Annotated in this window: 29 protein-coding genes; 14 read left to right on the plus strand and 15 right to left on the minus strand. The window is 74.7% G+C overall.

Annotated elements, in window-relative coordinates:
• Nucleotides 1-41: 41 nt before the first annotated feature.
• Nucleotides 42-725, minus strand: coding sequence for an SGNH/GDSL hydrolase family protein (locus PGB27_RS10075; protein WP_274200236.1), 684 nt, complete (start codon nucleotides 723-725; stop codon nucleotides 42-44).
• Between the two features lie 68 nt (nucleotides 726-793).
• Here PGB27_RS10075 and PGB27_RS10080 point away from each other — a divergent pair, with 68 nt between their 5' ends.
• The 5 genes from PGB27_RS10080 (at nucleotide 794) to purM (ending at nucleotide 7,226) form a co-directional block, all read left to right on the plus strand.
• Nucleotides 794-1,195, plus strand: a complete 402-nt coding sequence (locus PGB27_RS10080) for a sterol carrier family protein (protein ID WP_274200237.1) — start codon at nucleotides 794-796, stop codon at nucleotides 1,193-1,195.
• 78 nt (nucleotides 1,196-1,273) lie between these two features.
• Entirely contained in the window at nucleotides 1,274-2,080 is an 807-nt protein-coding gene (locus tag PGB27_RS10085; protein WP_274200238.1) for an SAM-dependent methyltransferase, read from the plus strand.
• Nucleotides 2,073-4,247: a putative bifunctional diguanylate cyclase/phosphodiesterase gene (locus PGB27_RS10090; protein WP_274200239.1), complete on the plus strand. Its 2,175-nt coding sequence runs from the start codon at nucleotides 2,073-2,075 to the stop codon at nucleotides 4,245-4,247. Before PGB27_RS10085 ends, PGB27_RS10090 begins: the two co-directional genes overlap by 8 nt.
• A 188-nt stretch (nucleotides 4,248-4,435) precedes the next feature.
• Complete coding sequence (gene purF / locus PGB27_RS10095; RefSeq protein WP_274200240.1) at nucleotides 4,436-6,073, plus strand: amidophosphoribosyltransferase; 1,638 nt, start codon at nucleotides 4,436-4,438, stop codon at nucleotides 6,071-6,073.
• Nucleotides 6,074-6,122: 49 nt separating this feature from the next.
• A complete protein-coding gene (gene purM, locus PGB27_RS10100; protein WP_274200241.1) occupies nucleotides 6,123-7,226 on the plus strand; it encodes a phosphoribosylformylglycinamidine cyclo-ligase in 1,104 nt (367 codons plus the stop codon).
• 36 nt (nucleotides 7,227-7,262) lie between these two features.
• Here purM and PGB27_RS10105 read toward each other — a convergent pair whose 3' ends face one another.
• The 3 genes from PGB27_RS10105 to PGB27_RS10115 form a co-directional block, all read right to left on the minus strand.
• Nucleotides 7,263-7,754 (minus strand): DUF3291 domain-containing protein, encoded by a 492-nt coding sequence (locus tag PGB27_RS10105; RefSeq protein WP_274200242.1) that lies wholly within the window; start codon nucleotides 7,752-7,754, stop codon nucleotides 7,263-7,265.
• 5 nt (nucleotides 7,755-7,759) lie between these two features.
• A complete protein-coding gene (locus tag PGB27_RS10110; protein ID WP_274200243.1) occupies nucleotides 7,760-7,978 on the minus strand; it encodes a hypervirulence associated TUDOR domain-containing protein in 219 nt (72 codons plus the stop codon).
• 132 nt (nucleotides 7,979-8,110) lie between these two features.
• Nucleotides 8,111-8,299, minus strand: a complete 189-nt coding sequence (locus PGB27_RS10115) for a DUF3073 domain-containing protein (protein WP_274200244.1) — start codon at nucleotides 8,297-8,299, stop codon at nucleotides 8,111-8,113.
• A gap of 137 nt (nucleotides 8,300-8,436) precedes the next feature.
• On the opposite strand from PGB27_RS10115, the gene PGB27_RS10120 reads away from it, so the two are divergent.
• Nucleotides 8,437-9,342, plus strand: coding sequence for a hypothetical protein (locus PGB27_RS10120; protein ID WP_274200245.1), 906 nt, complete (start codon nucleotides 8,437-8,439; stop codon nucleotides 9,340-9,342).
• Nucleotides 9,343-9,400: 58 nt separating this feature from the next.
• Here the strand turns inward: PGB27_RS10120 and PGB27_RS10125 are convergent, their stop codons facing one another.
• The 4 genes from PGB27_RS10125 to PGB27_RS10140 all read right to left on the minus strand — a co-directional run bounded on the left by PGB27_RS10125 (nucleotide 9,401) and on the right by PGB27_RS10140 (nucleotide 12,718).
• On the minus strand, nucleotides 9,401-9,973 hold the full coding sequence (locus tag PGB27_RS10125; RefSeq protein WP_274200246.1) for an RsiG family protein: 573 nt from the start codon (nucleotides 9,971-9,973) through the stop codon (nucleotides 9,401-9,403).
• A 104-nt stretch (nucleotides 9,974-10,077) separates the two neighbouring features.
• On the minus strand, nucleotides 10,078-11,097 hold the full coding sequence (locus tag PGB27_RS10130; RefSeq protein ID WP_274200247.1) for a threonine ammonia-lyase: 1,020 nt from the start codon (nucleotides 11,095-11,097) through the stop codon (nucleotides 10,078-10,080).
• Nucleotides 11,094-12,269: a CAF17-like 4Fe-4S cluster assembly/insertion protein YgfZ gene (ygfZ, locus tag PGB27_RS10135; RefSeq protein WP_274200248.1), complete on the minus strand. Its 1,176-nt coding sequence runs from the start codon at nucleotides 12,267-12,269 to the stop codon at nucleotides 11,094-11,096. Before ygfZ ends, PGB27_RS10130 begins: the two co-directional genes overlap by 4 nt.
• The gene (locus PGB27_RS10140; RefSeq protein WP_274200249.1) at nucleotides 12,266-12,718 is read right to left on the minus strand and encodes a Fur family transcriptional regulator; all 453 of its coding nucleotides are present in this window, start codon (nucleotides 12,716-12,718) and stop codon (nucleotides 12,266-12,268) included. The genes ygfZ and PGB27_RS10140 overlap by 4 nt, the downstream gene beginning before the upstream one ends.
• A gap of 129 nt (nucleotides 12,719-12,847) precedes the next feature.
• Between PGB27_RS10140 and PGB27_RS10145 the strand changes: the two genes are divergently transcribed.
• Nucleotides 12,848-13,795 (plus strand): hypothetical protein, encoded by a 948-nt coding sequence (locus PGB27_RS10145; protein ID WP_274200250.1) that lies wholly within the window; start codon nucleotides 12,848-12,850, stop codon nucleotides 13,793-13,795.
• A 67-nt stretch (nucleotides 13,796-13,862) separates the two neighbouring features.
• Entirely contained in the window at nucleotides 13,863-14,606 is a 744-nt protein-coding gene (locus tag PGB27_RS10150; RefSeq protein ID WP_274200251.1) for a hypothetical protein, read from the plus strand.
• Here the strand turns inward: PGB27_RS10150 and PGB27_RS10155 are convergent.
• From PGB27_RS10155 to PGB27_RS10180, 6 genes are all read right to left on the minus strand, one after another.
• The gene (locus PGB27_RS10155; protein ID WP_274200252.1) at nucleotides 14,495-15,397 is read right to left on the minus strand and encodes a 5-oxoprolinase subunit C family protein; all 903 of its coding nucleotides are present in this window, start codon (nucleotides 15,395-15,397) and stop codon (nucleotides 14,495-14,497) included. The two genes, PGB27_RS10150 and PGB27_RS10155, sit on opposite strands and share 112 nt — an antisense overlap.
• Nucleotides 15,394-16,029 (minus strand): 5-oxoprolinase subunit B family protein, encoded by a 636-nt coding sequence (locus PGB27_RS10160; RefSeq protein WP_274200253.1) that lies wholly within the window; start codon nucleotides 16,027-16,029, stop codon nucleotides 15,394-15,396. Before PGB27_RS10160 ends, PGB27_RS10155 begins: the two co-directional genes overlap by 4 nt.
• A 7-nt stretch (nucleotides 16,030-16,036) precedes the next feature.
• Nucleotides 16,037-16,699 carry an FABP family protein gene (locus PGB27_RS10165; protein WP_274200254.1) on the minus strand — a complete coding sequence of 221 codons (663 nt, stop codon included), beginning with the start codon at nucleotides 16,697-16,699 and terminating at the stop codon, nucleotides 16,037-16,039.
• A gap of 238 nt (nucleotides 16,700-16,937) precedes the next feature.
• Nucleotides 16,938-17,237 carry a DUF1416 domain-containing protein gene (locus PGB27_RS10170; protein WP_274200255.1) on the minus strand — a complete coding sequence of 100 codons (300 nt, stop codon included), beginning with the start codon at nucleotides 17,235-17,237 and terminating at the stop codon, nucleotides 16,938-16,940.
• Complete coding sequence (locus tag PGB27_RS10175) at nucleotides 17,237-18,094, minus strand: sulfurtransferase (protein ID WP_274200256.1); 858 nt, start codon at nucleotides 18,092-18,094, stop codon at nucleotides 17,237-17,239. The genes PGB27_RS10170 and PGB27_RS10175 overlap by 1 nt, the downstream gene beginning before the upstream one ends.
• A 285-nt stretch (nucleotides 18,095-18,379) precedes the next feature.
• Nucleotides 18,380-18,889 carry a TlpA family protein disulfide reductase gene (locus PGB27_RS10180; RefSeq protein ID WP_274200257.1) on the minus strand — a complete coding sequence of 170 codons (510 nt, stop codon included), beginning with the start codon at nucleotides 18,887-18,889 and terminating at the stop codon, nucleotides 18,380-18,382.
• 178 nt (nucleotides 18,890-19,067) lie between these two features.
• Here PGB27_RS10180 and PGB27_RS10185 point away from each other — a divergent pair, with 178 nt between their 5' ends.
• The 6 genes from PGB27_RS10185 to pstB all read left to right on the plus strand — a co-directional run bounded on the left by PGB27_RS10185 (nucleotide 19,068) and on the right by pstB (nucleotide 25,056).
• Nucleotides 19,068-19,943, plus strand: coding sequence for a winged helix-turn-helix transcriptional regulator (locus tag PGB27_RS10185; protein WP_274200258.1), 876 nt, complete (start codon nucleotides 19,068-19,070; stop codon nucleotides 19,941-19,943).
• A gap of 66 nt (nucleotides 19,944-20,009) precedes the next feature.
• The gene (gene mshD / locus PGB27_RS10190) at nucleotides 20,010-20,948 is read left to right on the plus strand and encodes a mycothiol synthase (protein ID WP_274200259.1); all 939 of its coding nucleotides are present in this window, start codon (nucleotides 20,010-20,012) and stop codon (nucleotides 20,946-20,948) included.
• A gap of 185 nt (nucleotides 20,949-21,133) precedes the next feature.
• The gene (gene pstS / locus PGB27_RS10195) at nucleotides 21,134-22,240 is read left to right on the plus strand and encodes a phosphate ABC transporter substrate-binding protein PstS (RefSeq protein ID WP_274200260.1); all 1,107 of its coding nucleotides are present in this window, start codon (nucleotides 21,134-21,136) and stop codon (nucleotides 22,238-22,240) included.
• Nucleotides 22,241-22,394: 154 nt separating this feature from the next.
• The gene (gene pstC, locus PGB27_RS10200; protein ID WP_274200606.1) at nucleotides 22,395-23,345 is read left to right on the plus strand and encodes a phosphate ABC transporter permease subunit PstC; all 951 of its coding nucleotides are present in this window, start codon (nucleotides 22,395-22,397) and stop codon (nucleotides 23,343-23,345) included.
• The gene (pstA, locus tag PGB27_RS10205) at nucleotides 23,345-24,256 is read left to right on the plus strand and encodes a phosphate ABC transporter permease PstA (RefSeq protein WP_274200261.1); all 912 of its coding nucleotides are present in this window, start codon (nucleotides 23,345-23,347) and stop codon (nucleotides 24,254-24,256) included. The genes pstC and pstA overlap by 1 nt, the downstream gene beginning before the upstream one ends.
• A gap of 23 nt (nucleotides 24,257-24,279) precedes the next feature.
• On the plus strand, nucleotides 24,280-25,056 hold the full coding sequence (pstB, locus tag PGB27_RS10210; RefSeq protein WP_274200262.1) for a phosphate ABC transporter ATP-binding protein PstB: 777 nt from the start codon (nucleotides 24,280-24,282) through the stop codon (nucleotides 25,054-25,056).
• Between the two features lie 66 nt (nucleotides 25,057-25,122).
• Here pstB and phoU read toward each other — a convergent pair whose 3' ends face one another.
• The gene (gene phoU, locus PGB27_RS10215; protein ID WP_274200263.1) at nucleotides 25,123-25,779 is read right to left on the minus strand and encodes a phosphate signaling complex protein PhoU; all 657 of its coding nucleotides are present in this window, start codon (nucleotides 25,777-25,779) and stop codon (nucleotides 25,123-25,125) included.
• Nucleotides 25,780-25,785: the final 6 nt, after the last annotated feature.

The raw sequence follows: 25,785 nt of genomic DNA on the forward strand, positions 1-25,785 counted from the left end.
CTAGCGCAACGAACAGCGCGTTCGCTGCTGTCGGGGTCGGCTCAGAGCGCGGCGACGAACGCCCGCCCGTAGCGCCGGTAGCCGCGGCCGTTGGGGTGGGCGAGGTCGGGGCCGCTGTCGAGCAGGCGGTTGATGTCGTGCGTCGCCGCCTCGAGCGCGACGGGGCGCAGGTCCGGGTGGGCGGCGACGACCTCGCGCGCGACGGCCGAGAGCACCCGGCCCCGCCGCTGCACCACGCCGCGCTGGAGGTCGGGCACGTCGGCGACCAGCGCGCCGGACGGCAGCGCCGCGCACAGCGCGTCGAGGTCGCGGCGGAAGTCCCCGACCGGTGTGTCCTGCGCGGCGTCGTTGGTGCCGACCGCGAGCGCGACGACGGCGTCCGGGCCGGTCCAGCCGTCGGGCACCGCCGGCAGCTGCTCGGCGAGGACGTCGGCCACGGTCGCGCCGACGACGCCGAGGTTCACCACCCGCACGCGGACGCCCCGGCGCTCCTCGATCGCGTCCGCCAGCCGCCCGGCCCACGAGCGCTCCGGGTGCACGGCGCCCAGGCCCTGCGCGAGCGAGTCGCCGAGCGCCACGAGCAGCACGTCGCCCGGGCTGCGCCGGCGGCGCCGCCAGTACGCGGCGTGGTCGGTCTCCATCGTCGTGGCGATCCACAGGCGGCGCGCCTGCCAGGCCACGAGGCCGAGCACGCCGGCGAGGAACAGGGCACGGGCGCGCGGCACCCGATCACGCTAGCCGGTGGTCTCCGGCCCGCCTCTCCGCCTGCCGGCCCCCGTTATCCTCGACCACCGTGCCGAAGCGAGCCCCCGACCCCGCGCAGGTGCGCGCGGACCTGCTCGCGGTCGCCGGCTGGGTCCGCGACCCCGAGGGCCACGAGCGCCCGGCGCGCCCGCTGCTCGCCGCGGCGGTCCGGTCGTCGCTGCGCACCCTCGAGCACACCGCACCCGGGCACAGCGTCGAGGTGCGCGTACCCCCGTTCGGCGCTGTGCAGTGCGTCGAAGGGCCGCGCCACACCCGCGGCACCCCGCCGAACGTCGTGGAGACCGACGCGGCGACGTGGCTCGGGCTCGCGCTCGGGGTACTCACGTGGGACGCCGCCGCCGACCGGATGTCGGCGTCGGGCCATCGCGCCGCCGAGATCGCGCGATGGCTCCCGGTGGTGGACGTGCATCGAACGTGTGAGAACAGCTGATCTCTCTCGGGTGCGCCCGTACCATGACCATCACCGCACCGTGACGGACCGGTCAGGTGGACCGCGGAGGGAGGCCGGGTGCAGCGGCCGAGCTGGGCTCCGGACGAGGTCGACATCGAACGGCCCAGCGCCGCCCGGGTCTACGACCACTACCTCGGTGGTCTCCACAACTTCGCCGTCGACCGGGCGATGGCCGCCCGCGCCGTCGCCGACTGGCCCGAGCTGCCGCGGATCATGCAGGCCAACCGGGCGTTCCTGCGCCGCGCGGTGCGCCACCTCGCCTCGCAGGGCATCGACCAGTTCCTCGACATCGGGTCGGGCATCCCGACGGTCGGCAACGTCCACGAGGTCGCCCAGGCGGCGAACCCCGACGTCCACGTGGTCTACGTCGACATCGACCCCGTGGCCGTCGCCCATTCGCGCGCGATCCTCGCCGACGACCCGCGCACCGGCGTCGTCCAGGCCGACTTCACCGACGTGTCCGCGGTCCTCGACGACCCCGTGACGCGCTCGCTGCTCGATCTGTCCCGCCCGGTCGGCGTGCTCGTGGTCGCGCTGCTGCACTTCGTGGGCGACGAGCGGCGGCCCGCCGAGGTCCTCGCGCGCTACCGCGAGGCCATGGCCCCGGGCAGCTTCCTCGTCGTCAGCCACGCCAGCGCCGACGGCGCGCCCGACCGCGCCGACGAGCACCAGTCGCTCTACCGGCGCACGGCGACGCCGATGACGATGCGCTCGCGCGACGAGGTGGGGGCGCTGCTCGCGGGATTCACGCTCGAGGAGCCCGGGATCGTGTTCCTGCCCGAGTGGCGCCCCGACGACCCGGCCGCCGCGCCCGCGCACCCCGAGCGCTTCACCGGCTACGCCGCCGTGGGTCGTCGTGACTGAGCCCGGGGTGCCCGCCGACGAGCCGGACGAGCCCGGCGACCCCGTCGACGCGCTCGCCGCAGCCTGGGCCGCTGAGGTCGAGGGCACCAGCTACGTCCCCATGGCCGCCGACGAGCTGCAGGCGCACCTGCGCGCGCTCGCCGGGCTCGTCGTCGACGGCGTGCTGGCCGACCCGCCGCGCCCGGAGGTGGGCGCCGAGGTCGGCCGGCGTCTCGTCGCCGCGCACTTCACCGGGCCGGCGACCCTCGAGCGCACCGTGCTGCTGCTCGCGCGACGCCTGCCCGCGGTGTGGGGCGACGGGGTCCTGCCGGCCGTGCAGGCGCTCACCGGGACGCTCGCCGCGGGCTACGCCGAGGCGCTGCGCGACCGGACGCTCGACGAGCAGGAGGCGATCCGGCGCGCCGTGCTCGCGGCGCGCCACCACACCGAGCAGGCGCTGCACGCGAGCGAGGCCCGGTTCCGCGCCATGTTCCACGAGGCCGCGATCGGCATCGGCCTCGGCGACATGGAGGGCCGGATCCTCGAGGTCAACCCGGCCCTGACGCGCATGTTCGGCCACACCGCCGACGAGTTCCGCAGCCTGACCGTCGGCGACCTGACCCACCCGGACGACGCCCCTTCGGTGTGGCGGCTCTACGAACGCCTGCTGCGCGGGGAGATCGACAACTTCCGCCTCGAGAAGCGCTTCTTCCGCCGCACGGGCGAGGAGATCATCGGGCACCTGACGCTGTCGCTGGTGCGCGACGGGGAGGGCCGGCCCGCCTACCAGCTCGCCATGCTCGAGGACGCCACCGAGCGGCACCGCCTCCAGGAGCACCTGGCCTACCAGGCCTACCACGACCCGCTCACCACGCTGGCCAACCGCACGCGGTTCACCGAACGCCTCGAGCGCGTCTTCGCCGAGGCCGGGCCGGACCCGGACCGCCGGGTCGGCGTCTGCTTCCTCGACCTCGACGGCTTCAAGACCATCAACGACAGCCTCGGCCACAGCGTCGGCGACCTCATGCTCCAGGAGGTGGCCCGCCGGCTCGCCGCGTGCGTCACCGAGGGCGAGCTGGTCGCGCGCACCGGCGGCGACGAGTTCGTCGTGCTCGTCGAGGACACCCACGGCGTCGACCGCCTCGTCGAGCTGGCCGATCGGCTCCTCGCCGCCCTCGCGACCCCGCTGCGCCTGGCCGGGCAGGAGCTCGTGGTCGGCGCGAGCATCGGGGTGGTCGAGCAGGCGGTCACCGAGACCACGGCGTCGGAGCTGATGCGCGCCGCGGACATCACGCTCTACACCGCGAAGAACGAGGGCCGCGGGCGCTGGGCCGTCCACGACCCGTCGCGCGACGAGGCCGAGACCGCGCGGTTCACCCTGTCGGCGGCGCTGCCCTCGGCGGTGGCGCACGACGAGTTCTTCGTGCTGTACCAGCCGCTGGTGTCGCTCGCCGACCAGCGGGTCCGCGGGGTCGAGGCGCTCGTGCGCTGGCAGCACCCGCGCCTCGGGGTGCTCTCGCCGTCGCTGTTCATCGAGCCGGCCGAGGAGACCGGGATCATCGTGGCGCTGGGCCGCCAGGTGCTGGAGCACGCCTGCCGCGACGCCCGCGCGTGGTACGAGGAGTTCGGTCCCGCCGCCCCGTTCGTCAGCGTCAACGTGGCGCCGCGCCAGCTCCAGGAGCCGGGCCTGGTCGCCGAGGTCGCCGCCCTGCTCGACCGCACCGGACTGCCGTCCGACCGCCTGCAGGTCGAGCTCACCGAACGCGCGCTGACCATCGACGAGGGCGCCCCGCTCAAGGCGCTCGACGGCCTGCGCGCGATGGGCGTGCGCATCGCCGTCGACGACTTCGGCACCGGCTACTCGAACCTCTCCTACCTGCGCAAACTGCCCGTCGACGTCATCAAGCTCGACGGCTCGTTCGGCGAGGGGCTGCGCGAGGAGGAGCTCTCCGACGAGGTGGACGAGCGCATCGTCGGCACCCTCGTCGCGCTCGGGCACGCCCTCGACCTCACCGTCACCGCCGAGGGCGTCGAGACCGCCGCCCAGGCCGCGCGGCTGCGCACCCTCGGGTGCGACGAGGGCCAGGGATGGCTGTTCGCGCCCGCCCTGCCCTCGGCGGACATCGCCCGCATCCTGCGCCGCGGCACGCCGCTGGGGCCACGGCCCGGCGACCTGCTCGGGGCGTGACCTCCGGGACCTGGTCCCGGGTCGGATCTCCGGGTGATCTCCCGGTGATCTGCCGGCGATCTCCGGGCCCGACGAGGGGGACCGGCGTCACGGCGCGTCCGGCCCCGAGCGCCCCTACGGGCCCCGGCGGGCGCGTACGCTGGCCAGCGGCACGACTCGTGGCACACCGTCGACAAGGAGCCGTCCCGGTGGACCCAGCCGGAAACGATCCACGGCCCACGTCAACCACCACCTCCCCTCCAGACCCGGAGCCCGCGTTCGACGAGGGCCCCAAGGAGGAGTGCGGCGTCTTCGGCGTGTGGGCGCCCGGCGAGGAGGTCTCGAAGCTCACGTACTTCGGGCTCTTCGCGCTGCAGCACCGCGGCCAGGAGGCCGCCGGGATGGCGGTCAGCGACGGCCGGCAGATCGTGGTCTTCAAGGACCTCGGGCTGGTCAGCCAGGTCTTCGACGAGCAGTCGCTGTCCTCGCTGCGCGGCCACCTCGCGGTCGGCCACACCCGCTACTCCACGACGGGCTCGCCGACGTGGGAGAACGCCCAGCCGACGTTCCGCACCACCGCGGCCGGCACCGGCCTCGCCCTCGGGCACAACGGCAACCTCGTCAACACTGCCGAGCTGGTCCGACGCCGTGACGCGCTGGCGGTGGGCAACGGCCACGGCCACCGTCGCGGGCGCTCGGCGCTCGACGGGGCCACCACCGACTCGGACGTCGTCACCGGCCTGCTCGCCGACTCGGCCGCGGACCTCGGGGTCGAGGAGGCGGCGCTGCGCCTGCTGCCCGACCTCCAGGGCGCGTTCAGCCTCGTGTTCTGCGACGAGACCACGCTCTACGCCGCCCGCGACCGCCACGGGGTCCGCCCGCTGGTGCTCGGCCGGCTCGACCGCGGGTGGGTCGCGGCCTCGGAGACCGCGGCGCTGGACATCGTCGGCGCCTCGTTCGTGCGCGAGGTGGAGCCCGGCGAGCTCATCGCCATCGACGCCGAGGGCCTGCGCAGCTCCCGCTTCGCCGCGCCGGAGCCGAAGGGCTGCATCTTCGAGTACGTCTACCTCGCCCGGCCCGACACCACGATCGCCGGCCGCGGGGTCCACTCCGCGCGCGTCGAGATCGGTCGCCGGCTCGCCCGCGAGCACCCGGCCGAGGCCGACCTCGTCATCCCGGTGCCCGAGTCGGGCACGCCCGCCGCGATCGGCTACGCCGAGGCCTCGGGCATCCCGTACGGCCAGGGCCTGGTCAAGAACGCCTACGTGGGCCGCACGTTCATCCAGCCCTCGCAGACCATCCGCCAGCTGGGCATCCGGCTCAAGCTCAACCCGCTGCGCGAGGTCATCCGGGGCAAGCGCCTCGTCGTCGTCGACGACTCCATCGTCCGCGGCAACACCCAGCGCTCGCTGGTGCGGATGCTGCGCGAGGCCGGCGCGGTCGAGGTCCACGTGCGGATCGCGAGCCCGCCGGTGCGCTGGCCCTGCTTCTACGGCATCGACTTCGCCTCGCGGGCCGAGCTCATCGCGAACGGCCTCGACGACGAGGGCGTGCGCCGCTCGGTGGGCGCCGACAGCCTGGGCTTCATCTCGCAGGAGGGCCTCGTCGCCGCCACCGACCAGCCGCGCTCGCGGCTGTGCACGGCGTGCTTCTCGGGCGAGTACCCGATCGCGCTGCCCGAGGACGCGATGGTCGGCAAGCACCTGCTCGAGGACGTCACGGGCGCGAGCTGCGGCGACGGCGGGGACGCCGGCGGCCCGGTGGTCCACACCGGGCGGGCAGGCGGGGCCGGCATCTCGCTGGGGAGCCCGGGTTACGGTGCCGAGGACGCCCTGAGCCGTCCCTGACCGTCCCGGATCGACCGCCGACGCCCGTCCCCTGCGAGGAACCCCACCGATGACCGACGCCTCCGCCGAGCCCGACGGCCCGCTCGCCAGCTACGCCGCGGCCGGGGTGGACGTGGAGGCCGGGGAGCGCGCGGTCGACCGGCTCAAGCCGCTCGCGAAGTCGACGCATCGCGCGGAGGTCCTCGGCGGCATCGGCGGATTCGCGGGGCTGTTCGCGCTGCGCACCGGCAAGTACCGCGAGCCGGTGCTGGCGGCGTCCACCGACGGCGTCGGCACCAAGCTCGCCGTCGCCCAGGCCGCCGACCGGCACGACACCGTCGGCCGCGACCTCGTCGCGATGGTCGTCGACGACCTCGTCGTCTGCGGGGCGGAGCCGCTGTTCCTGCAGGACTACCTGGCGATCGGGAAGCTCGTCCCGGAGAAGGTCGAGAAGATCGTCTCGGGCATCGCCGAGGGCTGCCGGCTCGCGGGCTGCGCGCTGCTCGGTGGGGAGACCGCCGAGCACCCCGGGGTCATGGAGCCGCACCACTACGACCTCTCGGCCACCGGCGTCGGCATCGTCGAGGCCGACGGCATGCTCGGCCCGGACCGCGTCCGCCCCGGCGACACCGTGGTGGCCATGGCGTCGTCGGGCCTGCACTCCAACGGCTACTCGCTGGCGCGCCAGGTGCTGCTCGAGATCGGGCGCATGTCGCTCGACGGGCACGTCGAGGAGTTCGGCCGGACGCTGGGCGACGAGCTCCTGGAGCCCACCCGCATCTACGCCCGCGACTGCCTCGCCGTCGCCGCCGAGACCGACGTCCGCACGTTCGCACACGTCACCGGCGGCGGGCTGTGCGCCAACCTCGCCCGGGTGCTGCCGGCAGGCCTGACCGCCGAGCTCGACCGCACGACGTGGACCCCGGCGCCGGTGTTCAAGCTGATCGCCTCGCGGGGCCGCGTCACCCGCGAGGAGATGGAGCGCACCTTCAACATGGGCGTCGGCATGGTCGTCGTCCTGCCGCCCGACGACGTCGACCGGGCGATGGCGGTGCTCACCGCCAAGCACGTGCCGTCCTGGGTGCTGGGCGAGGTGCGCGCGACGACGGACGCCGACGAGGCGCCGGCCGACGCCGGCCACGCGGTCCTCCGGGGCGACCACCCCCGCTTCTGAGCTGCCCGCGCCGAGGAGGTGCGGCACCCGGCGCTCCTACGTCGCGCTGTCCACCGACCTCCGGCGCGCTCCGCCGGTCACCACGGGTGCGCCGGCGGGGTCGAAGCGCCTCTTCATGCTGAAGGCGCGGGGCGTCGGGCCGTGCCGGCGCAGGTGCGCGAGCCGGGCCAGTGCCGCGTCCGGGGTGGGGCGCTCACCGTCACGGACCCACCACAGGGCCGTCGGCGGGCCGCTGCTCGGCAGGAGCCACTCGCGCTGGCGGCGCACCAGCTGACCATGGGGGCCGCGGTAGACGAACCGGTGCAGCGCCTCGTCGTCCTCCCACACCGACAGGTTCACCACCGTGAGCGGCTCGGCGCCGTCGGGCGGCCGGTGCAGGCCACGGTGCGCCTCGGGGTCGCGCCAGACGAAGCCCGGCGTGACGTCGGCCAGCCGATTCACCCGGTCGACGACGGCGAGGAAGCCGGCCAGGCGGGGATCGTCGACCGGGTGGCGCAGGCGCGCGACGTTGACCTGCGCGAGCTGCATCCCGATCAGTCGGGCATGAGCTCGGAGTGGAGCTTCAGCACCGTCTTCCCGTTCGACTGCTCGAGGACGTAGGCGGGGTTGTCCTCGGAACCGTTGCGGGTCTGCTTCTTGCCGTCGATCTGGCGCTCGACCCGCTCGGTGTGCACTTCCTTCACCGAGGCCTCGGCCTGGCCGTTGCCCCAGTTCCACTTGACGTCGTCGCCCTTGCTGAACGCCTTCGCCACGTCCACTCCTCGCGTCCGGGGCGCTCGGGGTGAGCGACCGGTGCGCGCGGTTACCCGCCCGGGGAACGACGAAGCGTCCCCGTCCCCGGGCGGGTCGACCGTGTCAGCAGGCGGCCCCAGGGCGAGCGGGCGTCACCGCTCGTCGTAGCTGTACTCGGCCCAGCGTGCGTCGACCTGGTCGTCGTCGTCGGAACGGGCGGCGAAACGGTCGTCGCCGCTGCCCAGTTCACGCTGCAGAGCATCGAAGTCCGTGTTCGGGGAGCTGTACTTGAGCTCTCGGGCCACCTTCGTCTGCTTGGCCTTGGCTCGTCCGCGTCCCATGGCTGGACCCCCTCGCACAGGGCGGGGGCGGCCGGAGCATCTCCGGCGGCCCCCTGAAATCTGAGGTAACTCTCGTGCTCACGACAATACCGTGTGTCCGATCGGGGTCGCGACGTGACATGGCACGATCGGCGCCCGTGCCCGCCCCCTTCGTCTGCTACCTGCGCGTCTACGAGCCGCTGGGTGCGCTGCGCGGGCCGTTGGCCCAGCGGGTGCGGGCCGGACTGGCTCGTGGAGCGGTCCCGGTGGCCGATGCGGGGCAGCGTGATCGCGAGGTGTGTCTTCGCGCACAGTTGGGCGTCCCGCCCCGGTTGTTGCCCGGCGAGCGGATCGACGGCACGGCCATCGAGGCCCCCGCCGACGTCCTGCTCGCCGACGGCCCGGGCGGTGCCGCGGGGCAGGAGCCGATCGGACCGCAGACGCTCGTGTGCCCGCTCGAGACCCGGCCGCGGGCGGCCGCTGCGCTCGTCGGCTTCCTGTCCAGCGAGACGCCGGTGCTGCGCACGGCCGTGCTGACCGCCGAGGAGTCGGTGGTGCGTTCCCGGGCGGAGGCGGTCGTCGCGGAGCTGGGCGACGCGGCCACCCACATCGTCTCGGCGACGTGGACGGTGCCGCTGCCGTGGTTCGCGTTGGTCGAGCCCGCCGAGCGGATCCTCGTCCTGCCCAGCGAGGATGCGGTCACCGCGCCCGAGGCGCCGGTCCGCCGCTGCTACTGGCGCGTCGCGATGGGCGACGCGCTCGCCCGTGCCGACGCCGGCGCCGACCTGCTCGCCGAGACCCTCGGCGACGACGGGCCCTCCGACGTCCTGCGCGACACCGCCCGCTGGCTGCGCCACTTCGACCCGGGCTCGCTCGTCGAGCTCGACTACGGCGGCATCGTGGCGCTGCTCGACGACCAGACCCTCGCCGCCGACACCTCGGCCGAGGACGTCGCCGAGGCGCTCGAGGCCCTGCGGGCCGGCGACGCCGAGCGCGCGATGGCGAGCTACCGGCGCCTGCGCGACTTCTGGGCCGGCATCGCCGTCCACCAGCGCGCGAACTAGGTGCGCCTCTCGTGGCAGTGGGCGCGCCGAGGGGCGAGCCGACCGACCCACGAGCCCGTCAGGCGCCCTCGCGCTCGCGGCGCAGCAGGTCGTCCACCGACGCCGAGCCGTCGCGGTAGCGGCGGCCCATCTCGTCGTTGCAGGCGTCCATGACCTGCTGCACGCGCCCGCGGTGCTCCGAGACCGACGCCTCCTCCTGCGCGTAGGCCTCGGCCGCGGCGGTCAGGTCGGTCTCGGAGAGCGTGGCGACGTCGGAGAGACCCGTGTCGGCGAGGAGCGCCTCGACGTGACGGCGGTGCGACTCGGCGCGCGACGGCTGCACGGTGTGGTGCCGCCCGCGGCCGGCGGCCGGGCCGAGGGCGTTGGCGGCGAGGATGCGGGGCAGCTCGTCGACCAGCGACGGGCCGTCCTCGCCCCGCGTCTCCGCGTCACGCCGGCGCTGCTCGAACCGGACGATGTCCATCCGCGCGTGCAGCAGACGGCGCAGGTAGGACAGGTCGGTCTCCTCCTGGGCGGCGTCGTCGCGCTTGGCGCGCACGTCGTCCATCGGGCAGGTCGCCAGGTCCGCGAGGAAGGCGGGGTCGAGCACGCGGTCGAGGCGTCGACGGCCACCCTGCCGGAACTCGATCATGTCTTCATGGTGCGCGCCACGGCGGGGCGGTGTCATCCCGCACCCGGGTCGGCGCGTCGAGAGGTGCGTGTCGCGCGCGCGCCGGTCGACCGAGCCCCGCCGGCTCACCCGAACGTCGGCACCGGTGAGCGTTCGTGCTGGTCGGCGAGCACCCGGGCCAGCCAGGCGGGGTCGACGTTGCCGCCGCTCACCACGGCGACGGTGCGTCGGGTGCGGTCGGCGGGCGGCAGGGCGAGCCATCCGGCCGTGGCGACGGCGCCGCTCGCCTCGCACGCGACGCCGGCGGCGTGCAGGCGGCGGGTGGCGTCGGCGATGGCCTCCTCGTCGATGGTGACGACGTCGGCGACGAGGTCGCGCACGTGCGGCCAGGTCAGCTCGCCGAGCACGGTGGCGCGCAGGCCGTCGGCGGCGGTCGCGGCGACCTGCTCGCGCGGGAAGCGGACCCGCTCGCCCGCGCGCCGGCTCGCCGCGGCGTCACCCGCGAGCTCCGGCTCGGCGCCGACGACCCGCACCCCGGACCCGCGCAGCGCGGCGGCGATCCCGCTGATCAGCCCGCCGCCCCCGATCGGCACGACGACCTGCTCGACGTCCGGGCGGTCGGCGAGGATCTCGGCGCCGACCGTGCCCTGACCGGCGATGACGTGCGGGTGGTCGTACGGCGGGATCAGCGTCCCCCCGGTCTCGGCGACCACGGCGTCGGCCGCGGACTCCCGCTCGTCGGCGGGCACCCGGACGAGACGGGCCCCGAGCTCTGCCATCGCCGCGACCTTGGTCTCGACGGCGTCGTCGGGGGCCACCACCGTGCACGGGACCCCGAGGCGGCGCGCGACCCAGGCCAGCGCCCGCCCGTGGTTGCCCGAGGAGTGGGTGACGAGCCCCGCCGCCTGTCGCTCGGGGGCGAGCCGGCTCGCGGCGTGGAAGGCGCCGCGCACCTTGAAGGCGCCGACCGGCTGGAGGTCCTCGCGCTTGACGGCGAAGCCGTCCGCGAGGTCGGTCAGCGGGGTGCGGACGGCCACCCCGTCGAGCACCGCGGCCGCCGCGGCGACGTCCTCGGGACCGAGCAGCGGTGCACGGTCGAGCTCCCCCGTCGGCGTGCTCCCCTGGTTGCTCCGTCTCCCGCTCATCCCCGCAGGCGCCGCATCGCCGCGCGCCCGGGCGGCTCGCCGGTGTCCGGCGGGATCGAGTCGGGGTCGACGGCGGCCGGGCCCGCGACCAGGTCGTCGGACTCCGGCGCCACCCACAGCGGGTCGCCGCCGGGCGCGGACGTCACCGCCGAGCGCTTGAGCAGCGCGAGGGCGACGGTGCCGAGCTCGTGGTGGCGCACGGCGGAGCCGAGCCGGCCGACGGCGCGCCCGCCCTCCTCGCCGAGCACCGGGGTGCCGGGCGGGGGCAGCGGGTCGTCGCCGGACTGCAGGTGCAGGAGCACGAGCTGGCGCGGCGGACGGCCGAGGTTCGCGACGCGCGACACCGTCTCCTGCCCGCGGTAGCAGCCCTTCTGCAGGTGGACGGCGGCGCCGATCCAGCCCATCTCGTGCGGGATCGCTCGCTCGTCGGTGTCGAGGCCGAGACGCGGGCGCAGCGCGGCGACCCGCAGGGCCTCGAAGGCGTCGTGGCCGGCCGCGCGCGCCCCGGCGCCGCGCAACCGCGACCACCAGGACCCGAGCTCGGCCCGCGGGACCACCAGGTCGACCGCGGCCTCCGCGTCCGGGCCGGGCCAGGGCATGCGGCGCACGATGCCGGCTCCGGAGGTCGAGCTCCGCTGCGCTCCGTCTCCGACGCCCGGGAGGGCGGCCGCGGCGTGGTCGCCGTGCGGGGCGGGGACGCCGGCGGCGGTGAGCACCTCGTCCACCGCCGGACCGACGACGGAGAGCAGCGCCCACGCGTCGGTCTCGTCGGCCACCTCGACCTGCGACCAGAAGCGCATGCGGTCGAGGTAGTCGGCGAGCGCGGCGGCCCGGCCGGGCTCGACGTCGAGCCACACCGTGTCGTCGACGTGGGCGAGGACGGCGTGGTGCTCCACGCGGCCCTGCGCGTCGAGCACCAGCGCCTCAGTGCCGCCGCCGTCGGGCAGGTCCGCGACCTGCTGGGACAGCAGCAGGTGCAGCCAGCTCAGCCGCTCGGGACCGGTGACGCGGACGACGCCGCGGTGGGAGCGGTCGACGACGCCCGCGCGGCGGGTCATCGCGCGCTGCTCGCCGAACGGGTCGCCGTAGTGGGCGGGGACGGCGGCGTCCAGGGCGTCCTCGGCGTCCACCGGGGCGACGGCCCCGGGTTCGTCGAAGGGAGAGGTGGTCACGGTGCGTCCTCCGCGAGCTCGGCGTCGGCGCGGTCGGCGCAGTCGCGGCACGAGCCCGACAGCGCGACGTGGGTGGCGTCCAGGCGGAAGCCGTGCGACTCCCGGAGGGCGGCCGTCAGGTCGTCCAGGGCGGCGACGTCGATCTCGTCGACGCGGCCGCAGTGGTGGCAGACGAGGTGGACGTGCTCGTGCTCGGAGGTCGCGTACGTCGGCGCGCCGTGCCCGAGGTGGGTGTGCTTGACGACCCCGAGCTGCTCGAGCAGGTCGAGCGTCCGGTAGACGGTGGTGATGTTCACCGCCGGCGCCGTCTCCTGCACCCGCGTGCAGACCGCCTCGGGCGTCGCGTGCCCGAGCTCCGCGACGGCGTCGAGGACCAGCTGGCGCTGCGGTGTCATACGCAGACCGCGGCGGTGCAGGGTCTGCCGCAGTTCGGTGTCCACCCCGTTCATGGTAGGCGCCTCGACCACCCCGCCGAGCGGGTGCGGCTCCGTGCGCCGGGCGGCGCTGGTCCCTACGATCGGAGACTTCCGCGCCGGACCGGACGGCGTCGGAGAGACCCCGGCAGCAGGCAGGTGACGATGACGACCGGTGAGCAGGGACGCACACCGCCCGACGCCGAGCACTACCTGGATCTCTCGGGTGTCGAGGAGGACAGTCCCGGCCCGCACTTCGACGTCGTCCTGCGGGGTTACGACCGTCGTCAGGTCGACGAGCACGTCGCCGGCCTGCGGCGCATGAACGCCCAGCTCCGGGCGCAGCTCGCGGTGCGTGAGCGGCGGCGGGGCAGCGCCCCGGCGGCCTCGGCGCTCGAGGGGCGTCTCTCGGACACCATCCCGGAGGCCCGCCGCTCCCCGGCGGGCGACCAGCCGGCCGGGAGCCCGGACATGGTCGGCGCCTTCAACGACCGCCTGCGCGGCATCCTCCAGGCCGCCGAGCAGGAGGCCCAGCTCGTGCGCAGCAAGGCCGCCGAGTCGCTGCTGGCCGAGCACGCCGAGTCCCGCGCCGCCCTCGCCGACCTGCGCGCGCAGCGCGACGCCGTCGTCGACGAGCTCGTGCGCCTGCGCGGACGCCTCGACGAGATCGTCTCCGGTCCCGTGCGCCCGTCCGCGCCGCCGCCGGGCCCGCCGCGGCCACCGGGGCAGGGAGGCCCCATCGGCCCGCCCGCTCCGTGGCGCGGCCCGGGTCGGCCGCCCGGCCCGCCGTCGCCCGGTCCCCGCCCGCACGGGCCGTACGGCGCGGCGCCGCACGCCGCGCCCGTGGGACCGGACGCCGGCCCCGGTGCGTCCGCGGAGGACACCATCACGGTGGATCCCACGGCGTCGGACGGCGCCGCCGAGGCCCCGGCGGACACGAGCGCCGACACCGCGGCCGACACCGCGGCCGACACCGCCGCCGTGGACGCCGTGGACACCCCCGCGGACGGGACGGCCGGCGAGGCCACCGCCGACGTCACCGAGGGCGCCGACTCGTCGGACCGGACGGTCCGCTCCGCCGCGGCGACCCCGGAGCGTGCGGCAGACGGGTGACTCCGTCCGTCCGTCCGTGACCACGACGACCGGCTCGGCGCCTCCGGACGGCGTACCGTCTGCGGCCATGGGCGTGCTCGAATCCCCGATCACGTGGATCGTCGTCGCCGCCGTCCTCGTGGTCATCGCGGTGGTGCTGCTCGTGCTCTCCGCGGTCCGCCGCCGGCGGGCGCGCCGGGCCGCCGCGGCCGCCGCCGCCTGGCCGCCCCCGGCCCTCGAGGCCGGCCGGGTCGACCCCGACGCGCCCTGGACGGGACCGACGCCCGAGGTCGCGCGCGAGCGTGTCGGCGTGCGCACGCCGGTGTCGAACCTCTCCGGGCGCGCCGACGCCGCGGCCGCCACGCGCTACGCCGAGCCGGACACGTCCCCCATCGACGTCGACACCATCCGTGCCCGCCTCGCCGCCGAGCCGGCGCGCGCGGACCCGCCCACCAGCGATGGCGACCCGGGAGCCACCGAGGCCGCCAAGGACCGCCTGCTGGGCGTGCTGCTGCGCGACCCGCAGGCCGCGATCAGCGCGGTCTCCGCGATCACCGCGCTCACCGCCGCGGGGACCGGGCGGCCGGGCGAGGGCCACGGCGACGTCACCGCCCTCCTGCGCGCCGGGCTGAGCCCCGCCCAGGTCGCGCGGCTGGTCGGCGTGGACGAGCGCGCGCTCGCCACCGTCGTCGCGCGCGGCCTGGGACTGCTGCCGGCGGATCAGGCGTCCGGCGGCGGCGTCGCCACCGGCGAGAACCGCACCGACGACCCGGGTCGCAGCTGGGCGAACACCGCCAGCTCCGCGGGGTCGACGACGCCGACGACGGGATAGCCGCCGGTCGTCGGGTGGTCGGCGAGGAAGACGACCGGCTGCCCGTCCGGCGGCACCTGCACGGCCCCGCCGACCAGGCCCTCGCTGCGCAGCTCCTCGCCCCGGCGGTCGGCGGCCCGCTCGAGCGCGGGGCCCTCGAGGCGCACGCCGACACGGTCGCCGGTCGGCGCCACCGTCCACGTGCCCGCGCGCAGGCGGCCCGCGGCGTCGTCCACCCAGTCGGCCCGCGGCCCGAGGTGCACGCGCACCGTCACCGCGTCGGGCGCCGCCGAGACGCCGAGCGCCCCGGTGCCCACCGGCGGGATCGTCGTCGGCGGGCCCAGCGGCAGCCGCGTGCCGACCTCCAGCGGCGCCGGCCCGAGTCCCGAGAGCGTGTCGGCACTGCGGCTGCCGAGCACCGGGTCGACGGCGATGCCCCCGCCCACCGCGAGGTAGCCGCGCAGGCCGGAGGTCGGCGACGGCACGACCACCTCGTCACCGGCGGTCACGTGGACCGGCTGGTGGGACGGCACGGTCCGCTCGCCGCCGGCGGCGCGCCGGACGCGCAGGCCACCGGGCGGTCCGGTCAGCGCCACGGTCGTCGCCGCGCTCACGCGCACGGCCAGCCCGCCGAGGAGCACCTCGAGCCCGGCCTCGTCGGGCCCGTTGCCGACGAGGCGCTGCGCGAGCGCGTGGGCGGGCCGGTCGAGCGCGCCGGCGGCCGGCACGCCGATGTGCGCCCAGCCGGGCCGGCCGCGGTCGACCACCAGCGCCTGGGGCCCGACCGCGGTGACCTCGAGCTCGCGCCTCACCCGGCGTCCCGGAAGCGCACGGTGGTCCCGGGGACGAGCAGGGCCGGCGGGTCGCGGTCGGGGTCGAAGAGCGTCGGCGCGTCCTCGGTGAGCCGGCCGATGAGGCGCCAGCCGCCGGGGGAGGTGCGCGGGTAGACCCCGCCGAACTCGCCCGCGACGCCCACGGCACCGGCGGGGATGCGCGGGCGGGGGGTGTCGAGCCGCGGCTGGTGCAGGGCCTCGGGGAGCCCGGTGAGGTAGGCGAAGCCCGGCGCGAAGCCCCCGAACGCCACGGTGAGCTCGGCGCCCGTGTGCGCGGCGACCACGTCGGCGGTCGACCAGCCCGCGTCCCGGGCGACGAGCTCGAGGTCCTCGCCGTCGTAGTGCACCGGCAGCTCCACGGAGCCCGCCGCGCCGCGGTCGGGTGCGGCGCCCAGGTCGATCCCGTCGAGCAGCGCGCGGACCGCTCGCAGCGCCTCGGGCGCCCCCGGGGCCGTGACCAGCACCGTCCTCGCGGCCGGCACGACGTCGACGACGCCCGGCAGCGCGCCGCGCTCCAGCGCGTCGCGCAGGGCGGCACCGGCCACGGCGACGGCGTCCAGCCCGTCGAGGTCGACGATCAGCGCCTCCGGGCCCACCGGCCGGACGTCCACGGGTGCGTCAGCCGACGATGCGGCGCAGCCGGGCGGAGGTGTGCGGCTGGAGCGGCTGGCCCTCCATGGCGCGCTCCTCGACGTAGGCGAGGTCGCCGTCCTCGACGATGCCGTACAGCCGCGTCGCCCCGTTCACCTCCTTGGCGGTGGAGGTGCGGGCGATGGCGTCGGTCTGCAGCTCCCACGACGTCTGGGTGCGGCTCGCGCCGTAGTAGAGCTCGATGATCCCCGTGTGGTGGGCGAGCAGGAGCTCGATCGTCCCGTCGTCCTGCGCGCGCCACCAGCCGACCTCGCGGGCCGCGGGACGCACGACCGCGCCGCCCGGCCCGTCGAGGATCCACGACCGCGCCTCCCACGACAGGAACGGCCGCCCGTCGTGCGCCACGGTGATCTGCTGGCCGAAGTGGAACGGGCCGTCGATCGTCGGGTAGACGACCTCGCCCTCCCCGCGCCACACCCCGACCATCGGCAGGAGGCCCAGCAGCGCGTCGTTCAGCTCCGGGCCCAGCCGCAGGTTCGCGGTGTCGTTCCGGACGGGCAGGTCCGGCCACGACGGCAGGTTCGCGTCGCGGGTGCGCTCGGCCCGCTCGGCCGCCGCGCGGATGGCCTCGTTGCCGCTGGTGCCCTCGGGCACCTCGCCGCCCTCGTCGGCGAAGGGGGCGTCGCTCATCGTTCCTCCTCGACCGTGAGCAGCTCGTCGCGGAACAGCCGCCGGGTCAGCACGACGCCGCCGCCGAGGATGCCGGCACTGCACGCGGCGAGCAGGACCGTGTAGAACCACGCCACCGGTCCACCCTAACGACACCGCCCGCCCCGCCTCGGGAGGCGGGACGGGCGGTGCGTACGTCGGGTGATCGAAGTACCGATACGGACGCTGGGTGTCAGCGACGGCACTTCGCTGACACCCGTCAGGCGACCTGCACCTCGTTGGTGAAGAGGCCGGGGCCGCCGACGGACACCTCGGTCTGGCCGTTGCCCGAGCGCGAGAGTGCGCGGACGGTCCAGGTGCCCGGACGGGCGAAGAAGCGGTAGTCGCCGGACGCGGACGAGACGACCTCGGCGGTGAACTCGCCGGTGCGGTCGAGGAGCCGCACGAAGGCGCCGCCGACGGGCGAGCCGCCGTTGGTCACCTTGCCGACCAGCACCGACTCCTTGGTGAGGTCGGTGCCGGCGGGCAGCTCGGCGGTCTGCTCAGGGGCGCTGCACATCAGGACTTCCCACTCCCACTCTGTCCGGGCCCGGTCTCGATCGGCACGCCGATGAGCGAGCCATACTCGGTCCAGCTGCCGTCGTAGTTCTTGACGTCGGTCTCGCCCAGCAGCTCGTGCAGGGCGAACCAGGTGTGCGAGCTGCGCTCGCCGATGCGGCAGTACGCGATGGTCGGGCGCGACGAGTCCAGGCCCTGCTCCTCGTAGAGCGCGCGCAGCTCGTCGTCGGACTTGAACGTGCCGTCCTCGTTGGCGGCCTTCGACCACGGCACGTTGAGCGCCGACGGGATGTGGCCGCCGCGCTGCGCCTGCTCCTGCGGGAGGTGCGCCGGCGCGAGGAGCTTGCCGGAGAACTCGTCGGGCGAGCGGACGTCGACGAGGTTCTTGGTGCCGATCGCGTTGACGACCTCGTCGCGGAAGGCGCGGATCGAGGTGTCCTGCTCCTTCGCGGTGTACTGCGTCTGCGACCGCTGCGGGACCTCGGTGTCGAGCTTGCGCCCGTCGAGCTCCCACTTCTTGCGGCCGCCGTCGAGCAGCTTGACGGCCTGGTGCCCGTACAGCTTGAAGTACCAGTAGGCGTAGGCGGCGAACCAGTTGTTGTTGCCGCCGTAGAGGATGACGGTGTCGTCGTTGCTGATGCCCTTGCTCGACAGCAGCTCCTCGAAGCCGGCCTTGTCGACGAAGTCGCGACGCACCGGGTCCTGGAGCTCGGTCTTCCAGTCGAGCTTGACCGCGCCGGGGATGTGCCCGCCCTCGTACGCGGTGGTGTCCTCGTCGACCTCGACGAAGACGGTGTTCGGGGCGTCGAGGTTCTGCTCGGCCCAGTCGGCACTGACCAGGGCGTCCTGGCGGCTCATGTGTGGTACTCCTCGGGTGCTCTTCTCGGAACGGGGTCCTGCGACAGGACGACGCACGCGACCGGCACCCGTCGCTGTGCAGCTCCGTCGAGGGAGAGCGACCTGGTGGACCGTCCGGGACGCGAGGCCGTCCGGGAGGGTCAGCGACAGAGGCTGGAGTCGACGCGGCACAGGTCGATCGCGCGCCGCTGGGTGAGCCCTCCGTCCACGGGCGTCACGCTACCGAAGAATCGGGCAGGCACCGAGCGCCGGCCGAGGGTGATGTCACCCGTCCGATCCCCGAGGTCAGCCCGTGCGGCGCAACGGCGCCAGCGTGCCGAGCAGGTCGGCCCGGCGGGGGACGCCGACGGTGCGCGCCAGCTCCACGCCCGCAGGGTCGACGACGAGCGTGGTCGGCGTGCGGCGGATGCCCAGCAGCCGGACCAGCTCCGGGCGCACGGCCACGTCGACCTCCCGGACCGTGACGCCCGGGTGCTCCGAGGCCACGTCGGTGAGCACGGCGCGCGTGGCCCGGCAGTCGGCGCAGAACTGCGAGGAGAGCTGCAGGAGGGCGAGGCCGCCGGGCGGGGCGGCGAGGTCGCGCGGCAGCACGCCGCCGACCGAGGTCCCGGGGCGGGGCGCCACGGGCCGCAGGTCGCGGCGGGTGCCCTCGGGTCCGGGGTCGTCGACGGGGAGGGGATCAGCGGCGTCGGCGGGGACCCGGCGGCGCCGCCCGCGCAGCACCACGAGCACGAGACCGGCGAGGAGCACCACGACGAGGGCCGCCATCCCGGCCACGAGCACCCAGCTCGACACCCATCCTCCCGACGGCCCCCCGAGGGCCATTGCGGACCCTGCGCGCTGTTCGCGCAGCGTAGCCCGGGGGTGGTGGACGCCGACGCGCCGGGCGCCGGCGTGACGTGGAACGCGCGGGCGGGTGACGGCGCGGTGAACTGGTCTATCGTCCTCCCCACGATCGCGGAGGGAGAAACGCGTGGAGCTGCTGCTGCTCACCGCCGACCCCGAGCCGACGTCAGTGTTGCCGTCGCTGGCCCTGCTACCCCACGGACTCCGGACCGCGGCCCCCGAGGTCGCGGCCCTGCTCGATGCCGGCCCGCACGACGCCGTGCTGGTCGACGCCCGCCACGACCTCGCCGCCGCCCGCAGCCTCTGCCGCCTGCTGGGCTCCACCGGCCTCGACGTGCCGGTCATCGCCGTGCTCACCGAGGGTGGGCTCGTCGCCGTGTCCCTCGAGTGGGGTGTCGACGAGGTCCTGCTGCCCGGTGCCGGCCCGGCGGAGATCGACGCCCGCCTGCGCCTGCTGCGGGCCCGGCGAGCCTCCGACGGCGCGGGCGCGGAGGGCGCGCTGGTGCTGGGCGAGCTGGTCATCGACGAGTCCACCTACACCGCACGCCTGCGCGGGCGCCCGCTCGACCTCACCTACAAGGAGTTCGAGCTCCTCAAGTACCTCGCCCAGCACGCCGGCCGGGTCTTCACCCGGGCCCAGCTGCTGCAGGAGGTCTGGGGCTACGACTTCTTCGGCGGCACCCGCACCGTCGACGTCCACGTCCGTCGCCTGCGGGCCAAGCTCGGCTCCGAGCACGAGCAGCTCATCGGCACCGTCCGCAACGTCGGGTACAAGTTCGTCCGCCCGGTGCGCGGCGTCCTCGGCACCTCCCGGGCCGTCGCGGGCGACGAGGCGGGCGCCGAGCGCGCCGAGCCCGACGAGGAGGACGGCTCCGGCGGGCCCACCGCGCCCTCCCCGACGCCGGCGACCTCCCGCACGCCGGCCACCCCGGTGCCGCGGTCGACCGGGTCGTGGGACGAGGCGCGGGTCGTCCGGCCCGCCGCCTGGGCCCGCGGTCGGTAGACCCGGGCGGTGAGCGTCCCGGAGCGGGCCCGCACGACGGCGGGCGGGCCCGCTACCGTCGGCGGCGTGCTGACCAGCCGGTGGATCGCGGGGGCGCCCAGCGAGGCGGACGCCGACGCCGTGCGCGCCCTCGTCGACGCGGTGGCGACGGCCGACGGCGTGGACGCCTACGCCGAGCCCGCCCGTCGCGACATCGCGGCCCTGGGCACCGGCGGCGGCCGCCCGACCACGCGCCACCTGCTCGTGCACGACGACAGCAGCGACGGCGGCGGCCTCGTCGGCCACGCCCTGCTGGACACCGAGCACCCCGACGACCCGGTCGCCGAGCTCGCCGTCGTCCCCGCGCGGCGTCGCGAGGGCGTCGGGGCGGCGCTCGTGGACGCCGTCGTCGAGGAGGCCCCGGCTGCGCGGTTCTGGGCGCACGGCGACCACCCGGGTGCCGCGCGCCTGGCCGCACGGGTCGGGCGCCGCCGCGTCCGCGAGCTCTGGCGGATGCGCCGGCCCGCCCCCGGTCACGAGGCCCCGCCGCTGCCCGAGCTCGTCGTGCCCGCCGGCGTGGCCATCCACCCGCTGCGGGTCGGCCGGGACGAGGACGCCGTCGTCGCGGTGAACAACCGCGCGTTCTCCTGGCACCCCGAGCAGGGCGGGTGGACGACCGCCGCCGTCGCCGAGATCGAGGCGGAGCCGTGGTTCGACGCCGCCGGCGTCCTGCTGGCGTGGGACACGGCCACCGAGGAGCTCCTCGGCTTCCACTTCACGAAGGTCCACGCGGTGTCCGCGACCGTGCCCGAGCCGCTGGGCGAGGTCTACGTCGTCGGCGTCGACCCGTCGGCCCAGGGCCGCGGCCTCGGCAAGGCCCTCACGCTCGCCGGCCTGCACCACCTGGCCGGCCTCGGCCTGCGCACGACCATCCTCTACGTCGAGGGCGACAACGCTGCGGCCATCGCCACATACCGGGGCCTGGGCTTCGAGCGCGACGCGGTGGACGTCTCCTACCAGCGCTGATACGGCTGCTCAGGGCGTGATGATGCTCTCGTCAACGACCCTGTTCACCTCGCGTTCATACGCGCAGCTCCGGGCGTTCCCCCGGTCTCCTTAGGGTCCGCGTCCGGCGTCGACCGCGGCGCCGCGAGCGCCCACGGCAGTCCACACCGGTCGCGGTGGGCACGACCCAGACTCGGAGGATCCCTGTGAGGTATCAGCGGCGCGCAGCGGCGATCGGTCTGGTCGCCGCCGGAGCGCTCCTGTTCAGCGCCTGCGGCAGCGACAATGCCGGTGGCGGCGGCGAGCAGGGTGGAGCCAACGCCGCGGCCTGCGGTGGCAAGCAGAACCTGCGGGCCAGCGGCTCGTCGGCGCAGGCGAACGCCATGACGCGTTTCGTCACCGCGTTCGAGCAGGCCTGCGAGGGCCAGACCGTCGCCTACACCCCCAGTGGGTCGGGCGCGGGCCGCAACGAGTTCCTCGGCGGTCAGACGGACTTCGCCGGGTCGGACTCGGCGCTCAAGGACGACGAGGCCCAGCGCGCCCAGCAGCGCTGCGCGTCGCCCGCGTGGAACCTGCCGATGGTCTTCGGCCCGGTCGCGATCGCCTACAACCTGGCCGGTGTGCCGGACCTGGCGCTCGACGGGACGGCGATCGCCCGCATCTTCAACGGCCAGATCACCACCTGGAACGACCCGGCGATCGCCGCGCTGAACCCGGGCAAGCAGCTCCCGGCCGCCCCGATCATCGTCAACTTCCGTTCCGACGAGTCGGGCACCACCGAGAACTTCCAGAAGTACCTCGTGGCTGCCTCGAACGGCGCCTACGGCAAGGAGGCCGAGCAGACCTTCCAGGGCGGCGTCGGTGCCGGCGCCCGGGGCAGCCAGGGTGTCGCCGACGCGACCCGCAACACCCCGAACTCGATCACCTACGTCGAGTCGTCCTTCGCCACCCGCGCCGGGCTGGGCGTCGCCCAGGTCGTGAACAGCGGTGGCGGGCAGCCGGTGCCGCTGACGGCCGAGAACGTCGGCAACGCGATCAACGACGTCGCGGTCACCGGCCAGGGCAACGACCTCGAGCTGGACCTCAACAGCATCTACACCACGCGGACGCCGAACGCGTACCCGATCGTGCTGGCGACCTACGAGATCGTCTGCTCGAACTACCAGGACGATCCGACCGGCCAGGCCGTGCGGGGCTTCCTGACCACGGCGCTGTCGCCGGAGGCCCAGCAGGGCCTGCCGGAGGCCGGTTACGTGCCGGTCCCCGATCGCTTCAAGCAGCGGCTGACCACGGCCGTCAACGCGATCCAGTGACGTCGCGGCCGCGGCCCGCCGGCGATCCCGGCGGGTCGCGGCCCTGTCGCTCTCACCGAACCGAGAAGGGTATGCGAGCGTGAGCGAGCGCATCGAGCAACGAGCTCCCGGCTCCGAGGGCGAGGAGGACCCGATCGTCCCCTCGTCGAGCCCCGTGCCCGAGTCCACCCCGCGGCGGGCCCCGTCGAGCCGTCGCGGCGAGTCGGTCTTCCGCTTCCTCGCCTCCGGCTCCGGTGTCCTCGTCGTCGCGGCCATCGCGCTGATCGGCCTGTTCCTGCTGATCCAGGCCGTGCCGTCGCTGATGGCGAACAACGCCAACTTCTTCACCTCGCCCGAGTTCAGCACGGGCGACGCGAACAACCTGTCGTTCGGCATCCGCGACCTGTTCCTGGTCACGGTGTTCTCGTCGGTGTTCGCGCTCGTGCTCGCCATGCCGGTCGCGCTCGGCGTCGCGCTGTTCCTCACGAACTACGCGCCCAAGCAGCTCTCCCGGCCCTTCGCGTACGTCGTCGACCTGCTCGCCGCCGTACCGTCGATCATCTACGGCCTCTGGGGCATCCTCGTGCTGGCGCCCGCGATCGAGCCGATCGCGCGGTGGCTGAACACCAACCTCGGCTGGATCTTCCTCTTCCGCACCGGCAACCTCCCGGTCCTCTCCGGCACGATCTTCACCGGCGGCGTCGTCCTCGCCGTGATGATCCTGCCGATCATCACGGCGGTCAGCCGCGAGGTCTTCGCCCAGACGCCGCGCTTCCAGATCGAGGCCGCGAAGGCCCTGGGGGCGACGCGCTGGGAGGTCATCCGGATGGCCACGCTGCCCTACGGGCGCAGCGGCTACATCGCGGGCTCGATGCTCGGCCTCGGCCGCGCGCTCGGCGAGACCATCGCGGTCCTCATCGTCATCCGCGCCTCGACCTCGCCGATGACGTTCAGCCTCTTCGACGGCGGTTACACCTTCGCCTCGCTGATCGCCTCGGCGGCCTCGGAGTTCAGCCAGCCACTGCCGACCGGCGCCTACATCTCCGCCGGCCTCGTGCTCTTCGTCCTGACCTTCGTCGTCAACGCGCTGGCGCGTGTCATCGCCGGCGGGAAGGTGAACGGCTGATGTCCACCGTGACCGGGGCCGACCTCGAGCGGCCCGCCTCCGAGCCGCCCACGCGGCGGATCAGCCTGAGCCGGCGGATCAAGGACAACGTCGCCACGGTGCTCGTGAGCCTCGCGTTCCTCATCGCCGTCGTGCCCCTGGTGTGGGTGCTCGTCACGGTGGTCTCGCGCGGCGCGCCCGCCCTCTTCTCCGCGGACTGGTGGGGCACCTCGCTGTCGGGGATCCTGCCCGAGGAGTACGAGGGCGGCGTCTACCACGCCATCTACGGCACGCTGATCCAGGCGCTCATCGCGACGGTGATCGCGGTGCCGATCGGCATCCTCGCCGCGATCTACCTCGTCGAGTACGGCCGCGGCGCGCTCGCCCGCACCACCAGTTTCATGGTCGACATCCTCGCCGGCGTCCCGTCGATCGTCGCGGCGCTGTTCGTCTTCGCTGCGTTCATCTCGATCCTCGGGGCGCCGCAGAGCGCCTTCATGGTGTCGCTGGCCCTCGTGCTGCTGATGCTCCCGGTGGTCATCCGCAACACCGAGGAGATGCTGCGGCTGGTGCCCGACCGGCTGCGCGAGTCCGCCTACGCGCTCGGGATCCCGAAGTGGAAGACGATCCTGCGGATCGTCCTGCCGACCGCCTTCTCCGGCACCGTCACCGGCGTGATGCTGGCGATCGCGCGCATCATGGGGGAGACCGCGCCGGTGCTCGTGCTGGTCGGGTACTCGCGGGCGATCAACTACGACCCCTTCCAGGGCAACATGGCGTCGCTGCCGCTGCTCATGTACAGCGAGCTGTCGAACCCCGAGGCGGCCGGCCAGTACCGCATCTGGGGCGCGGCGCTGACCCTGATCATCATCATCATGATCTTCCAGGTGGGTGCGAGCCTGCTCTCGCGCTTCTCCGCGATCCCCAAGTAGAAGAACGGGCGGACAGGACAGCGATGGCCAAGCGCATCGACCTCAAGGACGTCGACATCTACTACGGCGCCTTCCACGCCGTGCAGAACGTCAACCTGACGGTGATCCCGCGCAGTGTCACGGCCTTCATCGGCCCGTCGGGCTGTGGCAAGTCCACCGTGCTGCGCACGCTCAACCGCATGCACGAGGAGATCGCCGGGGCGCGCGTGGAGGGGGAGATCCTCCTCGACGGCGAGAACATCTACGACCGCGGCACCGACGCCGTCGCCGTGCGCCGCACGATCGGCATGGTGTTCCAGATGCCGAACCCGTTCCCGACGATGTCGGTGCGGGACAACGTCGTCGCGGGCCTGAAGCTCCAGGGCGTGCGGGACAAGAAGAAGCTCGACGAGGTCTGCGAGGCCTCGCTGCGCGGCGCGAACCTCTGGAAGGAGGTCAAGGACCGGCTCGACAAGCCGGGCGGCGGCCTCTCCGGCGGTCAGCAGCAGCGCCTCTGCATCGCCCGCGCGATCGCGGTGCAGCCCGACGTGCTCCTCATGGACGAGCCGTGCTCGGCCCTCGACCCGATCTCCACGCTGGCGATCGAGGACCTCATCGCGGACCTCAAGAAGGAGTACACGATCGTCATCGTCACCCACAACATGCAGCAGGCGGCGCGGGTGAGCGACCAGACCGGGTTCTTCAACCTCGAGGCCACCGGCAAGCCGGGCCACCTGGTCGAGATCGACGACACCGAGAAGATCTTCTCGAACCCCACCCAGCAGGCCACCGAGGACTACATCTCGGGCCGCTTCGGCTGAGCCCGACGAGACGGCGAAGGCCCCTCCCGCCGACCGGTGGGAGGGGCCTTCGTCGTGTGCGGGCGCTCAGGCCTCGGGGGTGTTGGGCATCTTGCCGGTGACCATGTAGACGACGCGGCGGGCCACGGCCACGGCGTGGTCGGCGAACCGCTCGTAGAAGCGGCCCAGCAGCGTCACGTCGATCGCCGGGGCGACCCCGTTCGGCCAGTCCTTGCTCAGCAGCAGAGTGAACAGGTGGCGGTGCAGGTCGTCCATGGCGTCGTCGTCGGACTCCATGGTGAAGGCGAGCTCGACGTCGCGGGTGAGGATGACCTGGCGGGCGTCCTGCGCGAGGTCGAGGGCCACGCGGCCCATCTCGGCGAAGTAGGGGGCGACGTCCTCGGGCAGCACCTTCTGCGGGTGACGGCGACGGGCCGCCTTGGCGACGTGGAGGGCGAGGTCGCCCATCCGCTCGAGGTCGCCGGCGGAGTGGATCGCGGCGATGACCGACCGCAGGTCGCCCGCGACCGGCGCCTGGAGCGCGAGGAGGCCGAACGCCTGCTCCTCCGCCGCGCTGCGCAGGGCGTCGATCTTGGTGTCGTCGGAGATGACCTCCTCGGCGAGGTCGAGGTCGCCCTCGAGGAGGGCACTCGTCGCCTTCTTCATGGCCTCGCCGGCCATGAGGGACATCTCGGCCAGCTCCCCGGACAGGGCATCGAGCTTCTCGTGATAGGCCGTGCGCATACCGCG

This window comes from Actinomycetospora lemnae (genome assembly GCF_028737315.1).
GTDB lineage: Bacteria > Actinomycetota > Actinomycetes > Mycobacteriales > Pseudonocardiaceae > Actinomycetospora > Actinomycetospora lemnae.